19 protein-coding genes are annotated in these 21,371 nt (G+C 61.3%); 6 read left to right on the forward strand and 13 right to left on the reverse strand.

All coding sequences use genetic code 11. The features are described 5' to 3' along the window. Window positions 1–154: 154 nt before the first annotated feature. The 6 genes from QMA15_RS07000 to hsaA form a co-directional block, all read right to left on the reverse strand. Window positions 155–1,171 (reverse strand): TIGR03617 family F420-dependent LLM class oxidoreductase, encoded by a 1,017-nt coding sequence (locus tag QMA15_RS07000; RefSeq protein ID WP_290283800.1) that lies wholly within the window; start codon window positions 1,169–1,171, stop codon window positions 155–157. Window position 1,172: 1 nt separating this feature from the next. After that, window positions 1,173–2,054, reverse strand: coding sequence for an SMP-30/gluconolactonase/LRE family protein (locus QMA15_RS07005; protein WP_290283801.1), 882 nt, complete (start codon window positions 2,052–2,054; stop codon window positions 1,173–1,175). Window positions 2,055–2,136: 82 nt separating this feature from the next. Continuing rightward, complete coding sequence (locus QMA15_RS07010; RefSeq protein ID WP_021345567.1) at window positions 2,137–2,598, reverse strand: SRPBCC domain-containing protein; 462 nt, start codon at window positions 2,596–2,598, stop codon at window positions 2,137–2,139. After that, entirely contained in the window at window positions 2,591–2,950 is a 360-nt protein-coding gene (locus tag QMA15_RS07015) for a metalloregulator ArsR/SmtB family transcription factor (protein ID WP_003940373.1), read from the reverse strand. Before QMA15_RS07015 ends, QMA15_RS07010 begins: the two co-directional genes overlap by 8 nt. Window positions 2,951–3,015: 65 nt before the next feature. Next, window positions 3,016–4,308 carry a glutamine synthetase family protein gene (locus QMA15_RS07020; RefSeq protein ID WP_290283802.1) on the reverse strand — a complete coding sequence of 431 codons (1,293 nt, stop codon included), beginning with the start codon at window positions 4,306–4,308 and terminating at the stop codon, window positions 3,016–3,018. 38 nt (window positions 4,309–4,346) lie between these two features. Beyond that, complete coding sequence (gene hsaA / locus QMA15_RS07025) at window positions 4,347–5,513, reverse strand: 3-hydroxy-9,10-secoandrosta-1,3,5(10)-triene-9,17-dione monooxygenase oxygenase subunit (protein WP_020970820.1); 1,167 nt, start codon at window positions 5,511–5,513, stop codon at window positions 4,347–4,349. A 237-nt stretch (window positions 5,514–5,750) separates the two neighbouring features. Between hsaA and QMA15_RS07030 the strand changes: the two genes are divergently transcribed. The 4 genes from QMA15_RS07030 to QMA15_RS07045 are packed head-to-tail and all read left to right on the forward strand — an operon-like array spanning window position 5,751 to window position 8,517. Next, window positions 5,751–6,914: a Rieske 2Fe-2S domain-containing protein gene (locus QMA15_RS07030; protein ID WP_019745333.1), complete on the forward strand. Its 1,164-nt coding sequence runs from the start codon at window positions 5,751–5,753 to the stop codon at window positions 6,912–6,914. Further along, the gene (locus QMA15_RS07035) at window positions 6,892–7,188 is read left to right on the forward strand and encodes a hypothetical protein (RefSeq protein WP_019745334.1); all 297 of its coding nucleotides are present in this window, start codon (window positions 6,892–6,894) and stop codon (window positions 7,186–7,188) included. Before QMA15_RS07030 ends, QMA15_RS07035 begins: the two co-directional genes overlap by 23 nt. Window positions 7,189–7,218: 30 nt before the next feature. After that, window positions 7,219–8,007 (forward strand): SDR family NAD(P)-dependent oxidoreductase, encoded by a 789-nt coding sequence (locus tag QMA15_RS07040; RefSeq protein WP_020970821.1) that lies wholly within the window; start codon window positions 7,219–7,221, stop codon window positions 8,005–8,007. Window positions 8,008–8,058: 51 nt separating this feature from the next. Beyond that, entirely contained in the window at window positions 8,059–8,517 is a 459-nt protein-coding gene (locus QMA15_RS07045) for a nuclear transport factor 2 family protein (RefSeq protein ID WP_021331968.1), read from the forward strand. Window position 8,518: 1 nt separating this feature from the next. Here QMA15_RS07045 and QMA15_RS07050 read toward each other — a convergent pair whose 3' ends face one another. After that, window positions 8,519–9,313 (reverse strand): SDR family NAD(P)-dependent oxidoreductase, encoded by a 795-nt coding sequence (locus tag QMA15_RS07050; RefSeq protein ID WP_019745337.1) that lies wholly within the window; start codon window positions 9,311–9,313, stop codon window positions 8,519–8,521. A gap of 214 nt (window positions 9,314–9,527) precedes the next feature. Between QMA15_RS07050 and QMA15_RS07055 the strand changes: the two genes are divergently transcribed. Beyond that, the gene (locus QMA15_RS07055; RefSeq protein ID WP_046379305.1) at window positions 9,528–10,106 is read left to right on the forward strand and encodes a GNAT family N-acetyltransferase; all 579 of its coding nucleotides are present in this window, start codon (window positions 9,528–9,530) and stop codon (window positions 10,104–10,106) included. On the opposite strand, the gene QMA15_RS07060 is transcribed toward QMA15_RS07055, so the two are convergent. The 6 genes from QMA15_RS07060 to QMA15_RS07085 all read right to left on the reverse strand — a co-directional run bounded on the left by QMA15_RS07060 (window position 10,097) and on the right by QMA15_RS07085 (window position 19,960). Further along, window positions 10,097–10,603 carry a ClbS/DfsB family four-helix bundle protein gene (locus QMA15_RS07060; protein WP_097386860.1) on the reverse strand — a complete coding sequence of 169 codons (507 nt, stop codon included), beginning with the start codon at window positions 10,601–10,603 and terminating at the stop codon, window positions 10,097–10,099. The genes QMA15_RS07055 and QMA15_RS07060 overlap by 10 nt on opposite strands. 87 nt (window positions 10,604–10,690) lie before the next feature. Beyond that, window positions 10,691–11,626: an alpha/beta hydrolase gene (locus QMA15_RS07065; RefSeq protein ID WP_097386859.1), complete on the reverse strand. Its 936-nt coding sequence runs from the start codon at window positions 11,624–11,626 to the stop codon at window positions 10,691–10,693. 32 nt (window positions 11,627–11,658) lie between these two features. Then, a complete protein-coding gene (locus QMA15_RS07070) occupies window positions 11,659–12,738 on the reverse strand; it encodes a dipeptidase (RefSeq protein WP_290283803.1) in 1,080 nt (359 codons plus the stop codon). Window positions 12,739–12,836: 98 nt separating this feature from the next. After that, window positions 12,837–14,231, reverse strand: a complete 1,395-nt coding sequence (locus QMA15_RS07075; RefSeq protein ID WP_029537034.1) for a serine hydrolase domain-containing protein — start codon at window positions 14,229–14,231, stop codon at window positions 12,837–12,839. A gap of 217 nt (window positions 14,232–14,448) precedes the next feature. Continuing rightward, window positions 14,449–15,204, reverse strand: a complete 756-nt coding sequence (gene hutC, locus QMA15_RS07080; RefSeq protein ID WP_024487384.1) for a histidine utilization repressor — start codon at window positions 15,202–15,204, stop codon at window positions 14,449–14,451. A gap of 109 nt (window positions 15,205–15,313) precedes the next feature. Further along, entirely contained in the window at window positions 15,314–19,960 is a 4,647-nt protein-coding gene (locus QMA15_RS07085) for an NAD-glutamate dehydrogenase domain-containing protein (RefSeq protein ID WP_290283804.1), read from the reverse strand. Window positions 19,961–20,192: 232 nt separating this feature from the next. Here QMA15_RS07085 and QMA15_RS07090 point away from each other — a divergent pair, with 232 nt between their 5' ends. Then, the gene (locus tag QMA15_RS07090) at window positions 20,193–21,362 is read left to right on the forward strand and encodes an acyl-CoA dehydrogenase family protein (RefSeq protein WP_019745344.1); all 1,170 of its coding nucleotides are present in this window, start codon (window positions 20,193–20,195) and stop codon (window positions 21,360–21,362) included. Window positions 21,363–21,371: the final 9 nt, after the last annotated feature.

Genomic DNA, 21,371 nt, shown 5'->3' on the forward strand with positions numbered 1-21,371 from the left:
AAGAACGCGATGCCATCGGACGTGACCTCACGCGGAACCCTGTCCAGTCAATCTGGCGGTCTCGCGGTATTTGCACATCACCCGTGGCAGATGAGATCGCGGCTGAACCCCAGGTGGCCGGGGATCGCATCGAGCAGACGCCACTTGAAGGAAGTCACTTGGCGGACGCTGCGGCGGCTCGAATCTCCTCACACATCGCTGCGAAGGCGCGGTCGTCGGCGGGATCCGCCGGCACTGCCAGTGCAATGCCGTCGCAGAGACTCGCGTATTTCGAACTCAGCACCCCGGGGAGTTCGGCGTAGGTGCATTGCGTGACCAAGATGTCGAGAACATCGTCCGTGAGCACAGCTGGTAGTCGAGCCCAATCACCCGTTCGTGCCATCGCAGTCAGCTTCTCGCCGATCCCCGCCAAGCCGAGAACCTCGAGCGCGGTTCGATATGCCGGTGTGGAGTAGAGAAAGGCAAGTTCACTGCGCACCGCTTCTCGTCGAGCAAGTATCGCGGCACGATCTTTGCCGGTGATCGTCTTCGGAACGGCAATCAGCCGCGGCTTCCTTCCGCCTGCCGTCAATGATGGAATGATCCTCTCCGCGAGCACCTTCGGATGGGAGCTGGTGGGGTGAGCAACAAAGCCGTCGGCGACGGCTCCTGCCAGTGAGCACATGCGGGAGTTCACTCCCCCGGTCCAGATCTCGGGAGCTGGAACGTCGAGCGGCCCCGGATTGAAGTAGGGCTGCAGTCGGTTGAAGGTGTAGTGCGAGCCGGCATAGTCGAGTTCGCCGCCCGTCTGGAACGCTTGAAATATCTCCCTTACAGCACTGACGTAATCGCGCAGTTGTGCAACAGGATTGGTCCACGGCATCGAGTACCGCCCGACGATGTTCCCGCGCACCTGCGTTGCGAGCCCCAGTTGAAATCGCCCACCCGAGAAACCTGCAAGATCCCAGGCAGCCAAAGCCGTCACCATGGGACTGCGCGCAAACGCGACAACCATCGACGTCCGGACAGTGAGAGTACTGCTGTGCTCGACGGCCAGTGCCGCCACGGCAAAGGGGTCGCGAATGGTCTCGGAGATGTGCACCGTGTCGAAACCGAGGTTCTCGATGCGTTCGACGTGCTGAGCCACCTGCCGCAGCGGAGTGTTGGCAGGTAGCGAGGTCACCAATTCCATGTCAGCCCAAAGGCTCCAGACGAATCGACAGCAGCTTTCCTTCTGTTGCCACCTTGCGAGCGTGTTCGTTGAAGTCCGGGGCGGCACAGACGAACAGCGTACGACCGTCGGAACCGCCGAGCCCGCAAGCGAAGACGCCGCTGTCGAAGGCAATTTCATCGATTGTCTTGCCAGACGGGTCGACGTGGAGAATTCGACTTCCGAGTGCGTCGGCCACCCACATCGAATCGTCTCCGTCGATGCAACATCCGTCGGGCGCAACGACGATCTCAGCGAGGGTGGTCTCCATCTCGGGTCCACCAGGTACCGGCCCGAACGACGCCCAATCACGGCGTTCGCCCAGAGAGCCGTCGGGCTGGACGGCAAACGCACTGATTCGATTTCCCAGCGTTTCGTCCACGAGCAGATCTCCGGTCGACGCCAGAGCCATCCCGTTGGGGAAGTGGAGATCTCGCGCCACGACGTGCACCGATCCGTCCGGGTCGACGCGGAGGAGATCTGCCGTCTCGACGGGGGCCAGGTTCATCAGGTCGAACCCGAAGTTGCCCACGTACGCTCGTCCCTGCGCGTCGACCAGCATGTCGTTGACGTTGGCACTCACGTACCCGGACAAGTCTGCGTGCACCACCAAATCGCCATCGGATTCTCGCCGCAGAATCTTCTGGTCCCGCATGGAGACGACCAGTAATCTGCCGTCCGGAAGCCACCCCAACCCGGACGGCTGCCCTGGAATCTCCGCCTCGACGCGAACGTCGGTCCCGTCCTCACGGGCCGAAATCACCTGGTAGGTATAGAAGTCCGACACCCAGATTCGGTCCTCGTGCCAGCGCGGGCATTCGAAGTAGGTATATCCCTCGAGAACTACCGCAACCTCTGGTGCCATCAGGCTCTCCCACGTCGGTGATTGAATGGTGTGTTCACTCCATTCAATCACCGGTGCCCCGGTGCCGGTGTCCGATTCCCGACTACTCGCCGCGGTATACCTTGTCCAGCACGTCGAACGCGGATTCCCACCCGTCGTAGACGTTGCCGTCGCCCTTGAAACCTGGGATCCCGACCAGATGGAATGTCATCTCGGTCTTGTCTCCCCGATCTGCGAGCGTGACCGTGATTCGAGGAGCGGTGTCCACCGAATCTCCCGGATCCCCCCAGGTGAAGACTAGCTTCTTCGGCTCGTCGACCTCGAGATAGGTTCCACCGGTGGGAAACTCGGCACCATTCTCGTCGTTGATCATCAGGTAGCGGTACGTTCCGCCAACTCTGGGGTCGATCGTGACGTGCTCCCGAGGGCTGCTGACACCCTCGGGGTGCCACCACCGCGCCGCCTCGTCGGGATCGGTCCACGCTTGCCAGACAAGGTCACGCGGCGCATCGAAGATCCGGGTGATGGTGAATTCTGCGGTGGCATCGGCATTCTGGTCACTCATTGTCCTTCTCCTTCTTCGGTCGACGTTGCTTCAGCTCACGTAGACGCTCGTCGAGGAGGTCGAAGCGTTCGTTCCAACCGCGCCGGTGTTCGTCGACCCATGCGCTGGCGTCGTCGAGCCCCTCTGCGCGAAGGGTGCAGGTGCGCCATTGCGCGGTGGCGGTTCGTTCGATGAGACCGGCTCGCTCGAGCACCTTCAGATGCTGCGAGATGGCGGGCCGACTCATCTCGAACGGCTCGGCCAGCTCACCGACGGTCATCGAACCATCCGTCAGGCGAGAGAGCATTTCACGCCTCGTCGGGTCGGCCAGTGCGCTGAACACTGCATCGAGTCGACCACTTCGCTCGTCCATGTAAGCAACTCCTTAATTAAGGAATAACTTAAACATAGAACTCACGATCCTAAGCGTCAACCCCTTCAACTCCATGTGTATCGAAGCCTCTCGACGGTTGTCGCCTCGTCCATCTGGGAGAACGTCTCCTGCTCAGCTCCCTTCACGGACACCATCGCTTCTATGATCGACTCCCCGAAGATTTCCCTCGCCACCGAGGAGGAGTTGAACTTCTGCACGATCTCGCCGAGATCGGTGGGGACTCGGGTCACCCCGCGCTCATCACGTTCCGCCTCTGTGAGAGTCGACGGATTCACCACGATTTCAGGCGGCAATGGCGCGGCATTGTCGATACCGATCTGCGAAAGACCGAGTACCGCAGCGGTGGCCAGATACGGATTGGCCGATGGATCGATGATCTTGACTTCGGCGTTGGCGCCGTGTGGATTCGACGGTGACTCCGTGCAGAACCTCAGTGCCGCTTCCCGGTTCTCGAGCCCCCAACAGACGTAGGCCCCCGACCAATTGTCCGGACGCAGCCTGAGGCCGGAGAGCGGCGAGGAAGCAAAGACGGCCGTGAATTCCGTGAGGTGAGAAAGGATTCCACCCAAAGCTGATGATCCTTCGTCGGTCATCCCGTAGTCCTGACCACCACCGGAGAAGACGGGCCGCCCACCTGAGATCAACGAAAAGTGCTGGTGTGCACCGTTCCCGGCACCTCCGATCGTAGGTATCGGTGAAAACGATGCCGCCAATCCATGGGCTCTGGCAGTGCGGCTGATCAAGATCCGGGCAAGCACCACAAGATCGGCCGCTTGAACAGGAGCGCTCGGAGCGATGGAGATCTCGAATTGATCCGGTCCGTACTCCGCATGAACTTGCTCGATATGAAGTTGTGCGCGTTCGGCATTGCGCAGAAGGTCCTTGAGGAAGTCCTCGCGGCGAAGGACTGCACCTAACCCGTACGCCGACCACGCTCCGTCGCACGCATCACCGAAAAGAGTGAATTCGATCTCGTGACCCACGCGAGCTTCCAGTCCGTAGGCAGCAAGCCGCGCCACGACGGCAGTGAGTGCGGACCGAGTGCACACGGCAGCCGTCGAACCGTCTTGCTCGTACAAAGTGGCCGGCGCCCACGACACGCCCCCGCCGAGATCGCGGAGGTCGGAGCGGTCGATACGCAACCGGAGATCACCCACGACGGAAAAGGAATCGGTGAAGGCAATCCGATCGTCGCTGCAGAAAACATTCCAACTCGGCGAGACCCCCGCACCGACTTCCTCGAAGACACCGCTTCGGCCTGCCGGCATCACTTTCGCCCGCGCGACACCCGCCATGTCCACGATCGAGCCGATAGTCAGCGCCGGAACTTCCCTCATCCAGAGGCAAATACCCCACTCGGCGGCGCGCCAACCGGTCAGATCAGGTTGTCCTCCACCGGCAGTCCGAACGCCGCCCGGCCGTACAGCGCCAACGCGCGCTCGGGTTCGTTGGCAACGTGAACGCTGCCCGCATGAACGTCTCGCCACGCACGCTCGATCGGGTTTCCGCGAGAGAGGGAGTTCCCGCCTGCCGTCTTGAACAGCATGTCGATCGCCTCCACCGAACGTTCCGTCGCGCGAACCTGATCACGACGCGCGCGCAGCCTCATCGAGAGCGGAAGCTCCTTGCCGGCGACAGCAAGTTCGTACATCTCCCGGATATTGCGATCCATCTGCAGAATCGCGGCATCGATCTCCGACGACGCACGCGCGACGGCAACCTGAGCGAACTGGTCCTCACTGAACCGTCCACCACCCAAGCTCAGACGGACCCGCTCACGCATCACGTCCAAGTACCCCTCGTAACAACCGGCGACGATGCCCACACACGGAGCCGCGACCGTCGAGGTGAAGATACTCCCGAACGGAAGCTTGTACAGCGGACCAGGATTGACTGCTTGGCCTGGGCCGCGAAGTTGTGCGGTCTCGTAGTTGCGCTTCAATCGGTGCTCGGGCACAAAGGCCTTGTCGACCACGATCTCGTTGCTCGCGGTGCCGCGCATCCCCACGACATCCCAGACATCTCGGATCTCGTAATCCGTACGCGGCACCAACACCGTCATGAAATCGACCGGCCGGCCGTCCATCCCGACCACCATCGCGCCCAGCAATGCCCAACTCGCGTGATCACAGCCGGAAGAGAAGCCCCACTGGCCCGACAGTTCGTAACCACCGTCCACCGCCGTCAGTCGACCGACCGGCGCGTACGCGGACGAGATGAGCGTCGTCTGATCCTCTCCCCACACGTCGGCCTGTGCCTGGTCGTCGAAAAGCGCCAGATGCCACGGGTGCACTCCCACCACCGACGCGACCCAACCGGTCGAACCACAGGCAGCGGAGATTGCCCTGACCACTTCGTAGAAGTGGACCGGGTCGCTCTCGGCGCCCCCATATCTCTTCGGCGCCAGCATGGAGAAGACGCCGGCTTCGGAAAGCTCCCGGATGGTCCGTTCGGAGATCTTGCGCGAATCGTCGACCTTCTGAGCGCGGGCCGCGATCTTCGGAAGCAGATCACGGACTGAGCTCAGAACCTTGTTGACCATGGAAGACACTCCTCGCACCGAACCGTGAGGGAGCGGATCGGCAGATAGACATAACGGCTGCCCCGTCACGATATGTCGGTCACGCGTTCCGATGATCGGAAGTCCCGGAGGCCGGGATCAGCCGCCGGATCCACTCGCTCGCCGCTGGTCCCGGCCAGTGAGACGAGGCCCCAGCGGTAATTCACGCTCCCCTAGCGTCGGGCGTCGACACTGACCCTGGAAAGGACGGGACTCATCGTGACGATCAATCAGTCCGACAACGACGAAGTTCGCGAGATCCAAGCTGGAACCGCGCCTACTCGCTTTGCACGTGGATGGCACTGCATTGGGCTCACGGAGTCCTTCAAGGACGGCCAGCCGCACTCCATCGAGGCGTTCGGCACCAAGCTCGTCGTCTTCGCCGACAGTGAAGGCAACGTCAAGATCCTCGACGCGTACTGCCGTCACATGGGTGGCGACCTGAGCCAGGGCACCATCAAGGGCGACGCCATTGCCTGTCCGTTCCACGATTGGCGCTGGGGCGGCAACGGCAAGTGCCAGAAGATTCCCTATGCACGCCGCGTTCCCCCGCTGGCCAAGACGCGCGCATGGCAGACCCTCGACCAGGACGGCATGCTCTTCGTCTGGCACGACCCCGAGGGCAACCCGCCGACCGACGACGTAGCCATCCCCCGTATCGAAGGCGCGCTCAGCGACGAGTGGAGCGACTGGGTCTGGTACACCACGACCGTCGACACCAACTGTCGTGAAATCGTCGACAACATCGTCGACATGGCGCACTTCTTCTACGTGCACTACTCCTTCCCGACGTACTTCAAGAACGTCTTCGAAGGCCACGCCGCAACGCAGTACATGCGCGGCGTCGCTCGCTCCGATATGCGTCCCCACGCAGCAGGCACCCCGAAGATGGTCGGCAGCAACTCGGTTGCCACGTACTTCGGCCCCTCCTTCATGGTCGACGACCTGACCTACGAGTACGAGGACTACAACGTCGACTCTGTGCTCATCAACTGCCACTACCCGGTCAGCGCTGACAAGTTCGTGCTCCAGTACGGCATCATCGTCAAGAAGTCCGATCGCTTCCAGGGTGAAGCCGCCGACGCGATGGCCGCGAACTTCGGCACGTTCATCGCCAAGGGCTTCGAGCAGGACGTCGAGATCTGGAAGAACAAGACTCGCATCGAGAACCCGCTCCTGTGCGAAGAGGATGGCCCGGTCTACCAGCTCCGCCGCTGGTACGAACAGTTCTACGTCGACGTCGCGGACATTGCTCCCGAGATGACCGAACGCTTCGAATTCGAACTCGACACCGCGCGACCCGTCGCCGCCTGGCAGAAGGAAGTCGAAGACAACCTCGCTGCGAAGAAGGCAGACGAAGATGCAGCCTCTTCAGTGCGCTGAGTGCAAGGCGCAGGTCCTGGTCCAGAAGAACAGTTGGGAACACACCACCGTTCAGTGGAGTGACCAGGCCCGCGCCCAGTGCCTCGAAATCGCCGACGACCGTGAATTCGGGCAGCGAGAAGGACGACCCGGTGCTCCCCGCAAGGAGTGCGGCGCCTTGATCGCGTCCATCGTGAACGCTGCAACGGCCGGCAAGCTCGAGATTCTCAACGACGAGCCGGTGCCTCAGCCGATCGTCGACGACAGCGAACCAGTACCCGCTCCGTTTCACTAGCCGAGCCAACATCTTTCGAAGAAGGTAGTAATGATCGATCCCCAGTACTACGGCCCGTGGGCAGTCATCGCCGGCGGTTCCGAAGGTGTCGGCGCAGGGTTCGCCGACGAGCTCAGCAAGATCGGCATCAACCTCGTTCTCATCGCCCGCAAGCCGGGGCCGCTCGAGGAGACTGCGGCCAAGGCACGCGCCAACGGCGTCGAAGTACGCACTCTCGCACTGGATCTATTGGTTCCCGACGCGCTCGACCAGATCAAGGCTGTCACCGACGACGTCGAGGTCGGCCTGCTCATCTTCAACGCCGGCGCCAACAGCTACGGCCACGAGTTCGTGACCGGTGATCTGAAGGGATTCGCCGGAGTCATCGAGCTGAACATCAACAAGCAACTCGAACTCTCTCACCACTTCGGCGGTTTGATGAAGGATCGCGGACGAGGCGGCATCATGCTGCTCGGTTCGCTGGCCGGATTCATGGGCTCCGAGCACCAGAGCATCTACGCGGCCTCGAAAGCTTTCGGTCGCATCTTCGCCGAAAGCCTGTGGCTCGAACTTCAGCCGTACGGCGTTCACGTCGTCGAGTTCATTCTCGGTGTCACTCGCACGCCGGCCATGATTCGCGCGGGATTGAACTTCGACATCCCGGGCATGAACGTCGCAGAGCCCGAGGATGTTGCACGCGAAGGTCTCGAACACCTTGCCGACGGCCCGATCTGGGTTGCTGCAGGAAACTACGAAGGCGCCAAGAAGCGCAGCGGCTTCCCCCGAGACAAGATGGTCAAGGGCGCTGCCGAAGCGATGCGCAAGCTGCTGAACCGCTGACTTCTGCTGTGCGCCTTTATTAACCCCCCGACGTTAAGAAAGGCGCACAGCATGGGCGTCGACATCACCACTCTTCTCGACGAACGCGAGATCACCCGCTCCATTTTCGAGTTCGCCCGAGCCATGGACGCGCGGGACTGGGATGAACTCCACCGGATCATGACTCCGGACGCTACGGCAGAACTGGGAACCGGAACTCTTCGTGGACCTGCCGAGGTAGTGGCTTCCATCCGCTCGTTCCTCGACGAGTGCGGTCCCACCCAACATCTGATCGGCAACGTGCTGGTCGAGGTGGTCGGTGATATTGCCACCAGCCGCTCCTATGTCAGCGACATGCATGTGGGCACCGGGAGCAAAGCTCACCTGAACTTCTTCACCCTCGGCGACTACCACGATTCTTGGACCCGAATCGACGGAAGGTGGCGAATGACGCACCGCACCAAGCATTCACATGCCAGTCAGGGATCCATCGAGGTTCTGGGCGCCGGCCCCAGCGGTTGGCGGAGCTGACTCAGCTCAACATCGACGAACGGCCGGTCGCGAGTGGACTCTTGCTGGTGAGTCCACCGTCGACCACCAAGGTCTGCCCCGTCATGTAGCGAGATTCGTCCGAGGCCAGGTAGAGCATGGCGTGTGCGATGTCTTCGGGCTCACCGAGGTAGGGCAGCGCGTTTGCCTGCTTCATGCCGTCGATGACATCAGCAGGGATGTTGTCCACGAGTGCGGGTGTCATGATCGCGCCCGGCGCTACGGCGTTGCACCGAACACCGTTTGCTCCGTACTGGACTGCGATGTACTGCGTCAGACGAATGACTGCCGCTTTGGCGGATCCATAGGCAGACTGCAGGGAATCCCCGATCAATCCACCTACCGAGGCCGTGTTGACGATCGATCCTCCACCGGCACTGTTCATGTGCGGAATGGCAAGTCGTGAAGCGACGACAGTGCTGCGGACGTTGAGCGACATCACGCGATCCCACTCGTCCAGGTCCATCCGGAGCAGGTCGAGATCCTTGCGCGGATTACTACCGCCCACGTGATTGCACAAGACGTTGATGCCACCGAATTCGGCGACCGCCCTTTCGATCATCGCTGCCAGAGACTCCTCGTTCATGACATCGACGCCGAAACCCAGCGCAGTGCCGCCGGTCTCGCGTATCGCCGCCGCTGCTTCCTCCGCTCGAGCTGGATCGAGGTCGGCGACCAGCACCTTGGCGCCTTCTGCCGCCATGAGTTGTGCTGCTGCACGCCCGATTCCGCTGGCGGCGCCGGTGATCACTACATTTTTGCCTTCGAGCCTGTTCATATTCATTCCCTTCGCGGGGAATCGCCGTACCCGGATCTCATGTGCCCGAAATTGACAGCTCGGCGACTACCCGATCACTACCAGTGAACGCAGGATCGACAGCCGCGTCCAACTTTCTTGAATGAACTCACAAGTACGTGACCACGGCCCGCGCACCTGCTACACCGCCGAAATCGAGTGGCGACAGAAGACACCACTGTGCTGAAGTGGCACTATGCAGAATTCTGTTCGACCGCTGTCCATCGACGACCTCGACCGTGCCGCCGAGGTTCTCGGCGAGGCTTTTGCCGACTATCCCTGGACGAACTGGTGCGTCGCCGAAGACTCTCACGTGGAACGGGTCGCCGCTCTACAACGGATCTACCTCGAACACCTGGCACTACCGTTCGGACGTTCATACATCGATGATTCAGGCAACGGCGTCATCGCAGTCCTGCCGCCCGACGCCCCGCAGCCTGATGAAGCGACTGTCGAGAAGATCGTGGAACTGCACGGAGATCGGTTCGAGCGCGTTCTCCAGGCTGACGAACAACTGTCTACGCTTCCCGTCCCCGACAACGCGTGGTCGTTGGCAACGATCGGTACGACACCGCATTCGCAGGGCAGTGGATTGGGTTCTGCGCTACTGAAACATGCTTTGGCGGAACTGGATCGAACCGAACAGGCTTGCTGGCTCGACACGTCGACCGAACGAAATCTCCCGCTGTACCAACGGTTCGGTTTCACGATCGTCGGCCAGACCTCGCTCCCCGACGGACCGGATGTATGGCGGATGCATCGACTTCAGGGCTGATTGTTCGACTTCAGCACTCGCCGAATCATTTTCGACAACGACGCGTATTGGGTGATCGTGTTGACGGCGATCCACCTCGAGACCGGCCACGTCCGGGTCCACGAGAAAACCCCGACCGACAGCAGTTGATCGTCTTCGAGAGTTCCCACGTATCGACGCAGCGCTGCGACAGCCGCGCGCAAACGATCCCGAAGCTCTCGAACCGAGGTACCTGCACTCGCCTCGACCACCGACTGGTTCAGCGCGGGTGTTTGCGTCCACTTGTAACCCGCAGCCGGCGTCTGCGGTGTCTCGTCTCGCAGTCCGGCACCTATCCACTCTACGACGGCCTCTGCCCACCAGACACGCACAGCGAGTACGTCGTGCACCGTCCACGCATCGACGGCAACGGCGTCGAACGCATCGGCCTCGGCGACGCCGTCGAGTAACGCGTCGAGTTTCGAATACGCCGAGTCCAGCGCACTCGCCAGTTCATCACGTGACAAGGTCTGTGCCACAACGCCTCCGAACGATCAGTAGAGAAAGAAGAAGCGGGACCATCTCGACTCGATGGCCCCGCATTCAACATTAACGTCCTACGGGTTTCAGTTCAGCTCGCCCAGGAACCTTTCGAGGTTCTCGGCGATCTCCTTCGACTTGGTGTGGTGTAGGTAGTGGTCTCCGTCCAGCAAGACCAATTCACCGTGATCGACCGATGCTGCCTGTTCTTCGTGCAGCTCTGTCCAACCCTGGACCTTGGAATTCTGTACAGCGAACAACAGAATCGGGAGATCGGCAGGGAACGTCTTGCCGATCGCCGCGGCGAAGTTGCTGGAAAGGTGATCCATTTCGTTCAGATACGTGTCGCTGAAGTTGTTCTTCGCGACCAGTCGGCTCATCTCTGCCTTCTCGGCTTCATCGAGGTAGGCATCGGTTTCCTCACTGCCACCGAGTTTCGCCAGAACGTCGGAGAAGCCCAATTTCTTTGCAACGCGGAAGACTTCGATCGGGAACTTGGTGTCCATGTTCGGCTGCCCCGGGACGCTGCTGTCGATGCCTACGAAAGCGGTGACCTCGTCGCCGTACTTCGCGGTGTAGTCCAAGGCATAAACACCTGTGATGGAGTGACCCATGAGGATGTATTCGTCAATCCCCAAGGCCTGCACAGCCTCGTGTATCTCTTCGACGATGTTCTCAGCCGTGCGGTCCTTGTCGGTTGCGTCGCTGTATCCGTAGCCGAAGGGCTCGATCGCGACAACTCGGTAGTCAGGTGCAAGCTCGTCGATGAGTGATTTGAAGTCGAGGATCGGTGCGGACGTTCCGAACCCGGGCAGCAGCACGATGGTCCGATCACCGCTGCCGCGAATCGAGTAGCTCATGTTCTTGCCGTCGACGGACACGAACTGGTTGCCCGTTTCCGCGGTCGGAACGTTCGCCTTGCTGGAGCCGACGTTGAATACGAGCGCTATCGATACCAGCACAACCAGAACTACGGACACCGAAGCAACCACCTTCAGTGCAACGGTACGAATCTTCTTCATTCTCATCCTCATCTTCTCGGGCGTCGATACGGCTAGGAAAGGCTCGATATCGAGGCCGCACTGGTCTCGTCGAGCACACGCAACACGTTGTTGCCCATCAGCTTTGCCAAGTCCTCCGCGGACCAACCGCGTTCCGCCAGACGGTCTATCATCACCGCGAAACCGGATACGTCCTGCATACCGTCCGGAAAGTCGTCGAACCCATCGTAGTCACTACCCAAACCGATGTGATCGATGCCCGCGACGTCTCGGGCATGCTCGACGTGATCGGCCAGATGGTCCACCGTCATCGCCGGCCGTGGGCCGACCCGCCCGCCTTTGAACCACTCGTTGTACTCGGAAGAAAGGAACATGGGCACAAAGGCGATCATGATGACCCCGCCGTTGTCCGCGAGCAGCCTCATGACGTCGTCGGGAACATTACGGGGGTGACCGCATAGCTGAGTGCAGGACGAATGGCTGAAGATCACCGGCGCCGACGACGTCTCGATGGCATCTCTCATCGTTTCCACCGAGACGTGCGACAGATCGACGAGCACGCCGAGCCGGTTCATTTCGCGCACGATCTCGCGACCGAAGTCGGTCAGCCCGCCGTGTACTCGAGTGTCCGTCGCGGAGTCCGCCCACCCGGTGTTGTCGTTGTGCGTCAGAGTCATGTACCGAAGACCAAGGCGCGCCATCATTCTCAGAACGCCGAGCGAACTGCCGATGCTGTGACCGCCCTCCGCACCCAACAATGACGCGACCTTGCCCTCGCTCCAGATGCGACGCACGTCGTCACCGGTGCGCGCGAATTCGAAAGTATCCGGGTACCGCTCGATCATCCGGTATACATAGTCGATCTGCTCGAGTGTGTACTGAACAGCCTCGGCCTCCGTCCTGTCACACGGGGTGTAAACCGACCAGAACTGCGCACCGACGCCACCGCGACCGAGTTTGTCGATGTCGGTTTGGAATATGGAATCCTTCTCCAGATTTTCCACCGAGTATGCGGCAGTTTCGCGAGCCGTCCATGCCAGATCGTTGTGACCGTCGATGATCGGCGCAAGGCCGTAAGCATCCAGTGCCGCTGGGTGATTCACGTCCGGAAAAGGAGCGAGAGGTTTCAACATGAGTTTTCCTCGAGAAAGTAGTGCGGGCAGGTCGAGGGCCCTCATCGCCCTCGACCTGCCCGAGATTTCATTCAGCGGAGAGAATCATCTCGCCGCGGCTAGTCGGAAATCTTCTTGAAAAGCCGTGTCATGTACAGATATTCCTCGCCATCGATCGTGAGGTGAGCCATCTCGCCAGAAGCGCTCTCGTTACTGATCGAGAACCGGGAAGCAGACAGAGGCACGACCTTGGTGGGCGGGGCCGGCGGCTCGCCGTCGATCTCGACCTTGGCGAAGTTCTGAACCTGGAATCCGCCGTCGTCGCCACGCGTGAGTTCGATTCGAACGGTTGTCGATTCATAGGTCCCGAGAATGTGAGACAGATCGATGTCTGCTGCATCCGGTTCGGACTTCGGCTCCGGCAGAACGAGATCGAGCTCCTGAGCGATCTCCTTCTCGATGTCGTGAGCCAGGGCGCCGCCACCACGCGAGTTGGTGACAACTGCCATGGCCAGGCCGAGTTCGGGGAAGGTGTGAAAACGAGTGATCTGGCCGATCGTCGCACCACCGTGCTGCGCGGACGTCACACCGCCCCAGTCGGACAGGATCCAGCCGAGACCCCAGGCCTGATCGACGCTCGAGACGGCAGTCAGGTCGAACTGTGGGGTGCGCATCAGACGCGCGGATTCTTCGGACAGAATGCGTTCACCCGTCAACGCGAGGCCGTCACGCATGTGTGCAGCGCCGAAGGTCAGAAGCGAGCTGACGGATCCGGTGATGATCCCGGCCGGACCGATACCGCGGGGAAGCAGCCACTGCTTGGTCGGAACCACCTTGTCCGGCGACGTCCGATCCGGGTTCGCCACATGACCGACGGCGGTGCGGAACAGCGGGGCATCCTTGGCCTTGGTGATGATGTGCGTCAATCCGAGTGGCTTCCAGAGGTATTCGACCAACGCCTCGTCCCACGTCATCTCACGAAGAACCTCGACGATACGGCCGGCAACGGCGAAACCTGCATTGCTGTAACTCAGATGCCCGCCGGGCTCGGTGACGCTGATCGCGGTCGCGAGTTCGTCGACGTACTTCTCGACGCAGTCGTCGCCGTCGCCGGTGTCGTTGAACAGGTCTCCGTCGATACCGCTTGTGTGCGTGAGCAACTGGCGGATCGTGATTTCCTTCGTGTTGGAAGGATCCGCGATCGTGAACTCCGGAAGCACCTCCACCACCAGGGTGTCCAGCGTCAGCTTGCCCTCGTCGACGAGCTGCATGATCAGCGTCGTCGTCCAGATCTTGCTCGCGGATCCGTACTGGAACAGGGTGTCTGCGTCGACGTCGACACGCGTGTTCAGGCTCGTCACTCCGGTGGTGATGACACGGATATCCGCTGCACCGTCTTCGCCCAGCGCGATCACACCGACCTGCGCGCCAGGTACCGAATGCTTGGCTGCCAGTTCGTCGAGGCGTTCCTGCCACTTCGGGGCGACAAGTAGGTCCTTGGGCAAGTCGGTCACAGGTCGAACTCCTTCGATCATGGAAGCCAGTGGCGTAGATAGCGTTGCTGCGATCCGCTCAGGTCTCACTCGTCGGGAAGTGAGGTTGCGGAAGCAATAACCGTCCACCCATGATCTCAGTGTGCTCGCAGTCACGTCCTGGTCGATTGCACCGAACTCGACCCCGAAAATGGTGCGATCGGACGAGCCTGCGTTCAGGACTCCCCACTCGAAACGATCAGCGCTCGAAGGTTCCTTCCAAGCGATTGCGTGAACCGGGGTGGATCAAGCGCGCCGCACTGACCAACCCGTTGGCCGACCAGGTGCGGCGGCGAATCAGCAGACACGGTTCCCCTCGATCGATGCGGAGCAGCTCGCATTCGTCCGGGCTACCTAACACTGCTTCCACGACATGCTCGCCGCGAACCAGAGGCGCAACGTCACTCAAGTAGTTGTTGGGGGTGATCGCGGTGAAGTCCTGGCGCAGATAGTCGGGCGCCTCGTTCGGATTCACGAACCGGTCTTCCACCTGAATCGGGGTTTCGTCCTCGAAGTGCACCATCAGCGAATGGAACACCCGTTTGCCCACCGATTCACGAAGGAACGTCTGCCCGTGGTCGGTTTCTTCCTCACGAACGAAGACGACCTCGGTTCGATGACGGTGGCCGCGGCGCTGAATCTCGTCGGCGATGTTCTTTACTTCGAACAGCGGGGACGCGGTCTTCGTGGCGGCGACAAAAGTACCGACCCCCATCATCCGCACGATCAGACCGTCGCTGGTGAGTTCACGAAGCGCTCGGTTGATCGTCATACGTGACAACCCAAGTGCACTGACCAGTTGATTTTCCGAAGGCAGCTGATCGCCTTCGGTCCACCGACCCGAATTGATCTGCGAGACCACGAGGTTCTTCACCCGTTCGTAGGCAGGGGCGGACTCGCCGCCTGCCTCGTTGAACAGCACGGCGAGTTCTGCGTCCACTTCAGCAATCGCCATCGCCACCACCCGTTCGTCGAAAACCACCGAGTCGGTTCTCCCGTTCGGCCTTCGAAGTCTATCCGTCTCGCGCACCTTTCCGATCAATCCGCGGGCGTCCGCGCCGGGCCTAGCCCACCATGCGCCGCAATTGGCTCGTCGCAACCGAAAGCGCAGCAAGATCGTGTTGCCCCGATGCCTCGATCTCGGCGAGCGCGAGAGTCGACCTCTCGATTCTCGACGCATTCCTTTCTTCCCACCTGGAGAGTTTTTCCGCTGTCGAGTCACCCGCTTCCGCGTCGGCCAAGACGTCGAGGGTCAAGGCCCGCACCGTCGAGTACAACTCGTCCCGCAGCGACAACCTCGCCAATGCGTTCCATTTTCCGTCCTTGCTCAATGCCGACACTCGATTGAGCATCGGGACGAGCCCAACATGCTCACCGAGCCGGAAGTAGAGTTCACCGGTCTCCGAGATTGCGCGATCGGCGAGGTCAGCGATCTCCACCACATCGAGCAGTCCGAACTGATCGAGCAATATCTCCACTCGCCTGACCAGGTTCTCCGGCGCGCCCTTGTCCGTGATGAGGACCGTTCGCGCAGCCAGGTTCCGCTGATCTGCGCCTACCAGCCAGTCATCGAGCTCGGTCGACGCCTCCGCGATGCGATCACCGAATCTGCTGATCTCGGCCCCGACGGCCAGCGGTTGCGGCCGACGCGTCAGCATCCACCGTGACGCCCGGTCGAGCAGTCGCCTGGTGAGCAGGATCAACTCGTCGGATACGGCGGTCGAGATCGAGGCTTTGCTGATGTCGTGCCACAACTTCCACAGTCCGAACACCTCGGAAACCACGGTGAAGGCACGTACCGCGTCTTCCGGATCAGCGCCGACCTCTTCACCGAGCCGATACGCATAGGTGATGCCGCCCCGATCGATGACGTTGTTCGTCAGCACGGTCGCGACGATCTCGCGCCGCAATGGGTGCCGGTCGAGAGCGTCGCCCCCTGCATCTCGAACGCCCTCCGGAAAGTAGTTCACCAGCGCCTTGCGGTAGATCTGGTTGTCGATCGAGCTTCCAGCCAACAGCGTGGACTTCAGATCGAGTTTGACGTGGGCCATCAGTGTGGCGAGTTCCGGCGACGTCAGCCCCGTTCCCGTCTTCTCGGCCGCGGCGAACTGCTTCTTGGTCGGAAACCCTTCGATGACGCGGTCGACGATTCCGCGAGATTCGAGGTTCGAAATCACTCTGCCGTGCACGCCGATCATTGCCCCCGCATCCGCACGCGTGGTGCCCATCAGTTCGTTCTGTGAACGGTTGTCTGCAAGAACGAGTTCGGCGACCTGATCGGTCAACGATTCGAGCAGTGCGTCGCGATGTGAGTCCGCGACGACGCCGGAGCTGATCAGGGAGTCGAGAAGGATCTTGATGTTCACCTCGTGATCGGAGCAATCGACTCCCGCGGAATTGTCGAGGGCGTCTGTATTGATCCGTCCGCCGATACGCGCGTATTCGATTCGTCCTGCTTGGGTGAGGCCGAGGTTGCCTCCTTCACCGATCACACGTGCACGCACTTCGTTGCCGTTCACCCGAACCGCGTCATTACTCTTGTCGCCGACTTCGAGGTCGGACTCACCGGAGGCCTTGACGTACGTTCCGATGCCGCCGTTCCACAAGAGATCTGCCGGGGACCGCAGAATCGCCCGAACCAGTTGCGGTGGAGTCAGTTCGGTGACGTCGGCGTCGAGACCCAGTGCCTGTCGCATCTCGTCACTGATCGGAACGCGCTTCGCCGAGCGTTCCCACACTCCGCCACCCGCACTGATCAAGGTCGGGTCGTAGTCGGCCCACGACGATCGTGGGAGCGAGAAGAGACGTGATCGCTCGTCGTACGAGCGCTCAGGTGACGGGTTCGGGTCGACGAACACGTGCCGATGATCGAACGCCGCGATGAGACGAATGTGCTTGCTGCACAACATACCGTTGCCGAAGACGTCACCACTCATGTCTCCGATCCCCACCGCGGTGAAGTCGTCGTGCTGGGTATCGACGCCGAATTCCCGGAAGTGCCGCTTGACACTCTCCCAGGCGCCCTTCGCCGTGATACCCATGGCTTTGTGGTCGTAGCCGACCGATCCGCCGGATGCGAAGGCGTCGCCGAGCCAGAATCCGTACTGCGCGGCAACGTCGTTCGCGATGTCGGAGAACTTTGCAGTGCCCTTGTCCGCGGCGACAACAAGATAAGTGTCGTCCCCGTCGTGGCGAACGACCCTTCGCGCCGCGACAACGGCGCCGCTCTGCTTGTCGACGTTGTCGGTCAGATCGAGTAGTCCGCGAATGAAGGATCGGTAGCACTCGATCCCGGCCGCCAACGTGGCTTCTCGGTCCGCGTCTACACCCTGTCCTGGAACCGGCGGGCGTTTGACGACAAATCCGCCCTTCGCACCGACAGGCACGATGACTGCGTTCTTGACTGCCTGCGCCTTCACCAATCCCAGTACCTCGGTGCGGAAGTCCTCTTTCCGATCCGACCAGCGCAAGCCGCCGCGGGCAACCGTACCGAAGCGAAGGTGCACACCTGCTACATCGGGTGAGTACACGAATATCTCGAACTTCGGTCGAGGGAAGGGCAGTACGGACAGTTTCTCCGAATCGAACTTCAACGAGAGTGCGCCGAGCGATTCGGTGCCATAGACGAAGTAGTTGGTACGCAACGTGTTACGGACCAGTTCGGACAATGCGCGCAGGATCCGATCGGCGTCGAGTCCTTGCACTTGTGCCACGGCTGTTTCCACCTCCGCTGCTGCACGCGCACCTCGATCTCCGTCTACGACGTCGGGATCGAAACGGCTCTCGAACAATTCGCACAGACCGGCGGCGATCTCGGGATGATCGGCAAGTACCTCGGCGACGCGACTGGCGCTGTACGGAAATCCTGCTTGCTGCAAGAACTCCGCGTATGCCCGCAGCACCACTACTTGTTTCCAACCGAGTCCGGCGATCGCGACAAGTTCGTTGAACGAGTCCGGCTCGGCGGAGCCGTTTCGAACCGCGGCAAACGTCGCTGCGAACCGCGCGGCAAAGTTGTCGAAGCCTTCGACCGGCGCACTCGGATAGTCGAGCGTGAACTCGTAGATCCAGGACTGTTCCGAGCCTGCCGAGACGAGCTCGTACGGACGCTCGTCGACCACGTCGACGCCCAGGCTCTGCAATACGGGCAGCACCTCGCCCAGCGAGAGCGGGTCACCCGATACGTACAGCCCGAGTCGGTGAGTACCGGGTCCGTCGACAGATCGGGCCAACCGTGGGCTCACCTCTCCGAGTTCGAGGCCGTCGAATACCGCCATGTCCTCGGCGGCGCGGACGGCGTCGAAATCCTGCTTGTATGCCACCGGAACTTGCTCGGCGAACTGAGCACGCCTGCGCTGCTCGTCGTAGTGCGAAGCATCCAGAACGAATCGCTCGTCCCACGTCAGGCACGCGTCGACGACGAGATCCCGAATCTCCCGCGCTTGTCGCGCCGATGCGAAGTTCGCGCCGCCGCCGACTGTGGCCGTGAAATGCACGACAGCCAAGGGAGATTCCGATACTCGACTGGAGAACTCGATGGTGCGGGCACCGAGCGCCTCGGCGAGTACCGACTCGGCCGTTGTTCTGATCGTCGTACTGAATTTCTCGCGCGGAACGAACAGCAAAGCCGACAGCTCCTGGTCTTGCCCTGTCGTCGGAGAGCATCCCACGGGTTGCAGGAACAGATGGAACGACGTGCGGCCGTCCACAGAAGTGAGTTCGTCCAGTGCGTCCGCAATTCGGGCCGGGTCGGCGGCAAAGAGGACTGTGATCGGAATCGACTGAATCACCGCCAGCATCGATTGTCCGACAAACGAATCCACGGTGGATCCGGAGGCGTCGAAGATGTCTGCGACGCGCCCTCGCACGAGGGGGGTCCGCCTGACGTCTGCAACAAGTCCGGTCGAGGTGAAGGACCCGATGAATCGGTATTCACGGTCACCGACGGACACGTCGATCTCGGTGGCGTATGCGGATCCACCGAACCCTTGCCCGAGGTACACCACTCCGATCGAGAGGGGTACCGCCTTCGAATCCGAAGAGTGGGTTGGATCGGGGAGCACGCCGAGGGTGTACGGCTCGCGCCTGTCGATTGTTCGCGCACCGCCGACGACACTGAAGTTTCCGGCACTGCACCACTGGAGGAAGTCAGCTTCTTCGGCGTGACCGCCCGAGGTCAGTTGCCCGCGCGCCTCGTCGACGAGATCCTGCAGGGGCGAGGTATCGCGGAAGGCACGCGCGATACGGTCGAGGATTCCGGCGACGTCATCAGCGATCACCTGCGCCTGCGCGTCCGAACAATGTGCGGGTAGTCCTATGTGGATCCATGATTCGGCACGCTCCCCGACCCGGGCGTCTTCGGTGCTGTGCGCCGGTTGCACGACTGTGCGAAGCACTGGGTGCACCACGAATTCCGGCTCCATGCGCGCGCGGGCAAGTGTCGCCAGTACCGCTTCGACGAGCTGCGGCATGTCGTCGCCGACGTATTGAATTGCCGGCCCGTCCCCCAGCTCCCCGGCCGGCGCGAGTCTCGAGATCGACGGGTTGTGTCCCCGTCGGCGCGAAAGATCCATGTGCGCGGCGACCATCGCAAGCTTGCGGTCTTCGGCGAGCGCCGCGTATCGATCAGCCGACAAGCCCTCGAAATACGTACTGCACACCCTCCTCACATTCTCGGAGTCCGGTGTCGTGTCGACTGAAACGAGGCTCATGTCAGCACCTTCCGCCGAAAGCCACGCTGCTTCCGACTTGTAGGGGGTTCGATCCGATCAACTTGTCTATACAGGTTTAGACAAGTTGATCATTGCAGAACGTGAGCCGCGACACAACAGCTCCACCCCTGGACAAATTCGCCACCCTCAGCCATAGTCAGTCGTGCCAACTAGTGGCAATTAGATTCCATTAGATGAAATTCGTGAACTACCTCGCTTCGAAGGAGCCCCCGTGACCACCCAGACCGCGCACGACATCGACAGCGTTGATCTCGCTGAGTTCCGCAGCACCGTCCGAGCCTTCGCCAACGCCGAGATCCAACCCGGAGCAGCCGCACGCGACGAATCCAAAGAGTTCCCGGCGCAGCTGGTCAAGCGCCTCGGACAGCAGGACCTCATGGGCATTTCCGTGCCGGAGGAATTCGGCGGTCTGGGCCTGTCGACACGAACCCAACTGGTCGCCATCGAAGAAGTTGCACGCACCGACGCCGCACTGGCATCGATTTACACCGCGCACTACCTGGGCCTCGAGCCGATTCTCGTCGGCGGTTCCGAAGAGCAGAAGCACCGCTGGTTGCCCCAGCTCGCGTCGGGCGAACTGCTGGCCGGATTTGCACTCACCGAACCCGACGCCGGCTCCGACATCGCCTCGATGCGTACCGTCGCTCGACGCGAGGACGACGGCTGGCATCTCTCCGGATCCAAGACGTACATCTCCAACGCGAAGGAAGCCGACCTGGTCGTGCTCTTCGCCAAGACGGACCCGAGCGCAGGATTCCGCGGCATCACCGCCTTCGTCGTCCCCAAGGGCACTCCGGGAATCAGTTACTCGGAGCCGCAGGACAAGATGGGAATTCGTTCGGCTCCGACATACACCGTCTACCTCGACGACGTCGTGCTGCCGCTCGACTCGGTGATCGGCACCGAAGGTCGCGGCGGCAACATCGCCTTGACCGCCCTGAACCGAGCACGCATCGACGTAGCGGCAATGGCAAACGGCATCGCTTTGCGCGCTTGGGAACTGGGACGCGAGTACGCAACGGAGCGAAAGCAGTTCGGCACGCCGATCTTCGACTTCCAGGCAATCCAGCTACTCCTCGGTGGCTGCGACGCGCAACTGGTCGCATCACGCGTCACCGCAGACTGGGCCGCCGACGTCAAGGATGCCGGTCAGGACATCCGCCGCGCCGCATCGATTTCGAAGTACGTCGCCACCGAGGCCTGCTTCTCGATCGTCGATCAAACCGTACAGATCCATGGCGGCGCAGGTTTCATGCGCGAATCGGAAATCGAACGCCTGTACCGCGATTGCCGCATTCTCCGCATCTTCGAGGGCACCTCACAGATCCAATTGCTCACCATTGCCGGCAACGCTCCGTCGCCGCGTTCCACCGATTTCTGAAAGGCACGG

This window comes from Rhodococcus sp. APC 3903 (assembly GCF_030407755.1).
GTDB lineage: Bacteria > Actinomycetota > Actinomycetes > Mycobacteriales > Mycobacteriaceae > Rhodococcus_F > Rhodococcus_F erythropolis.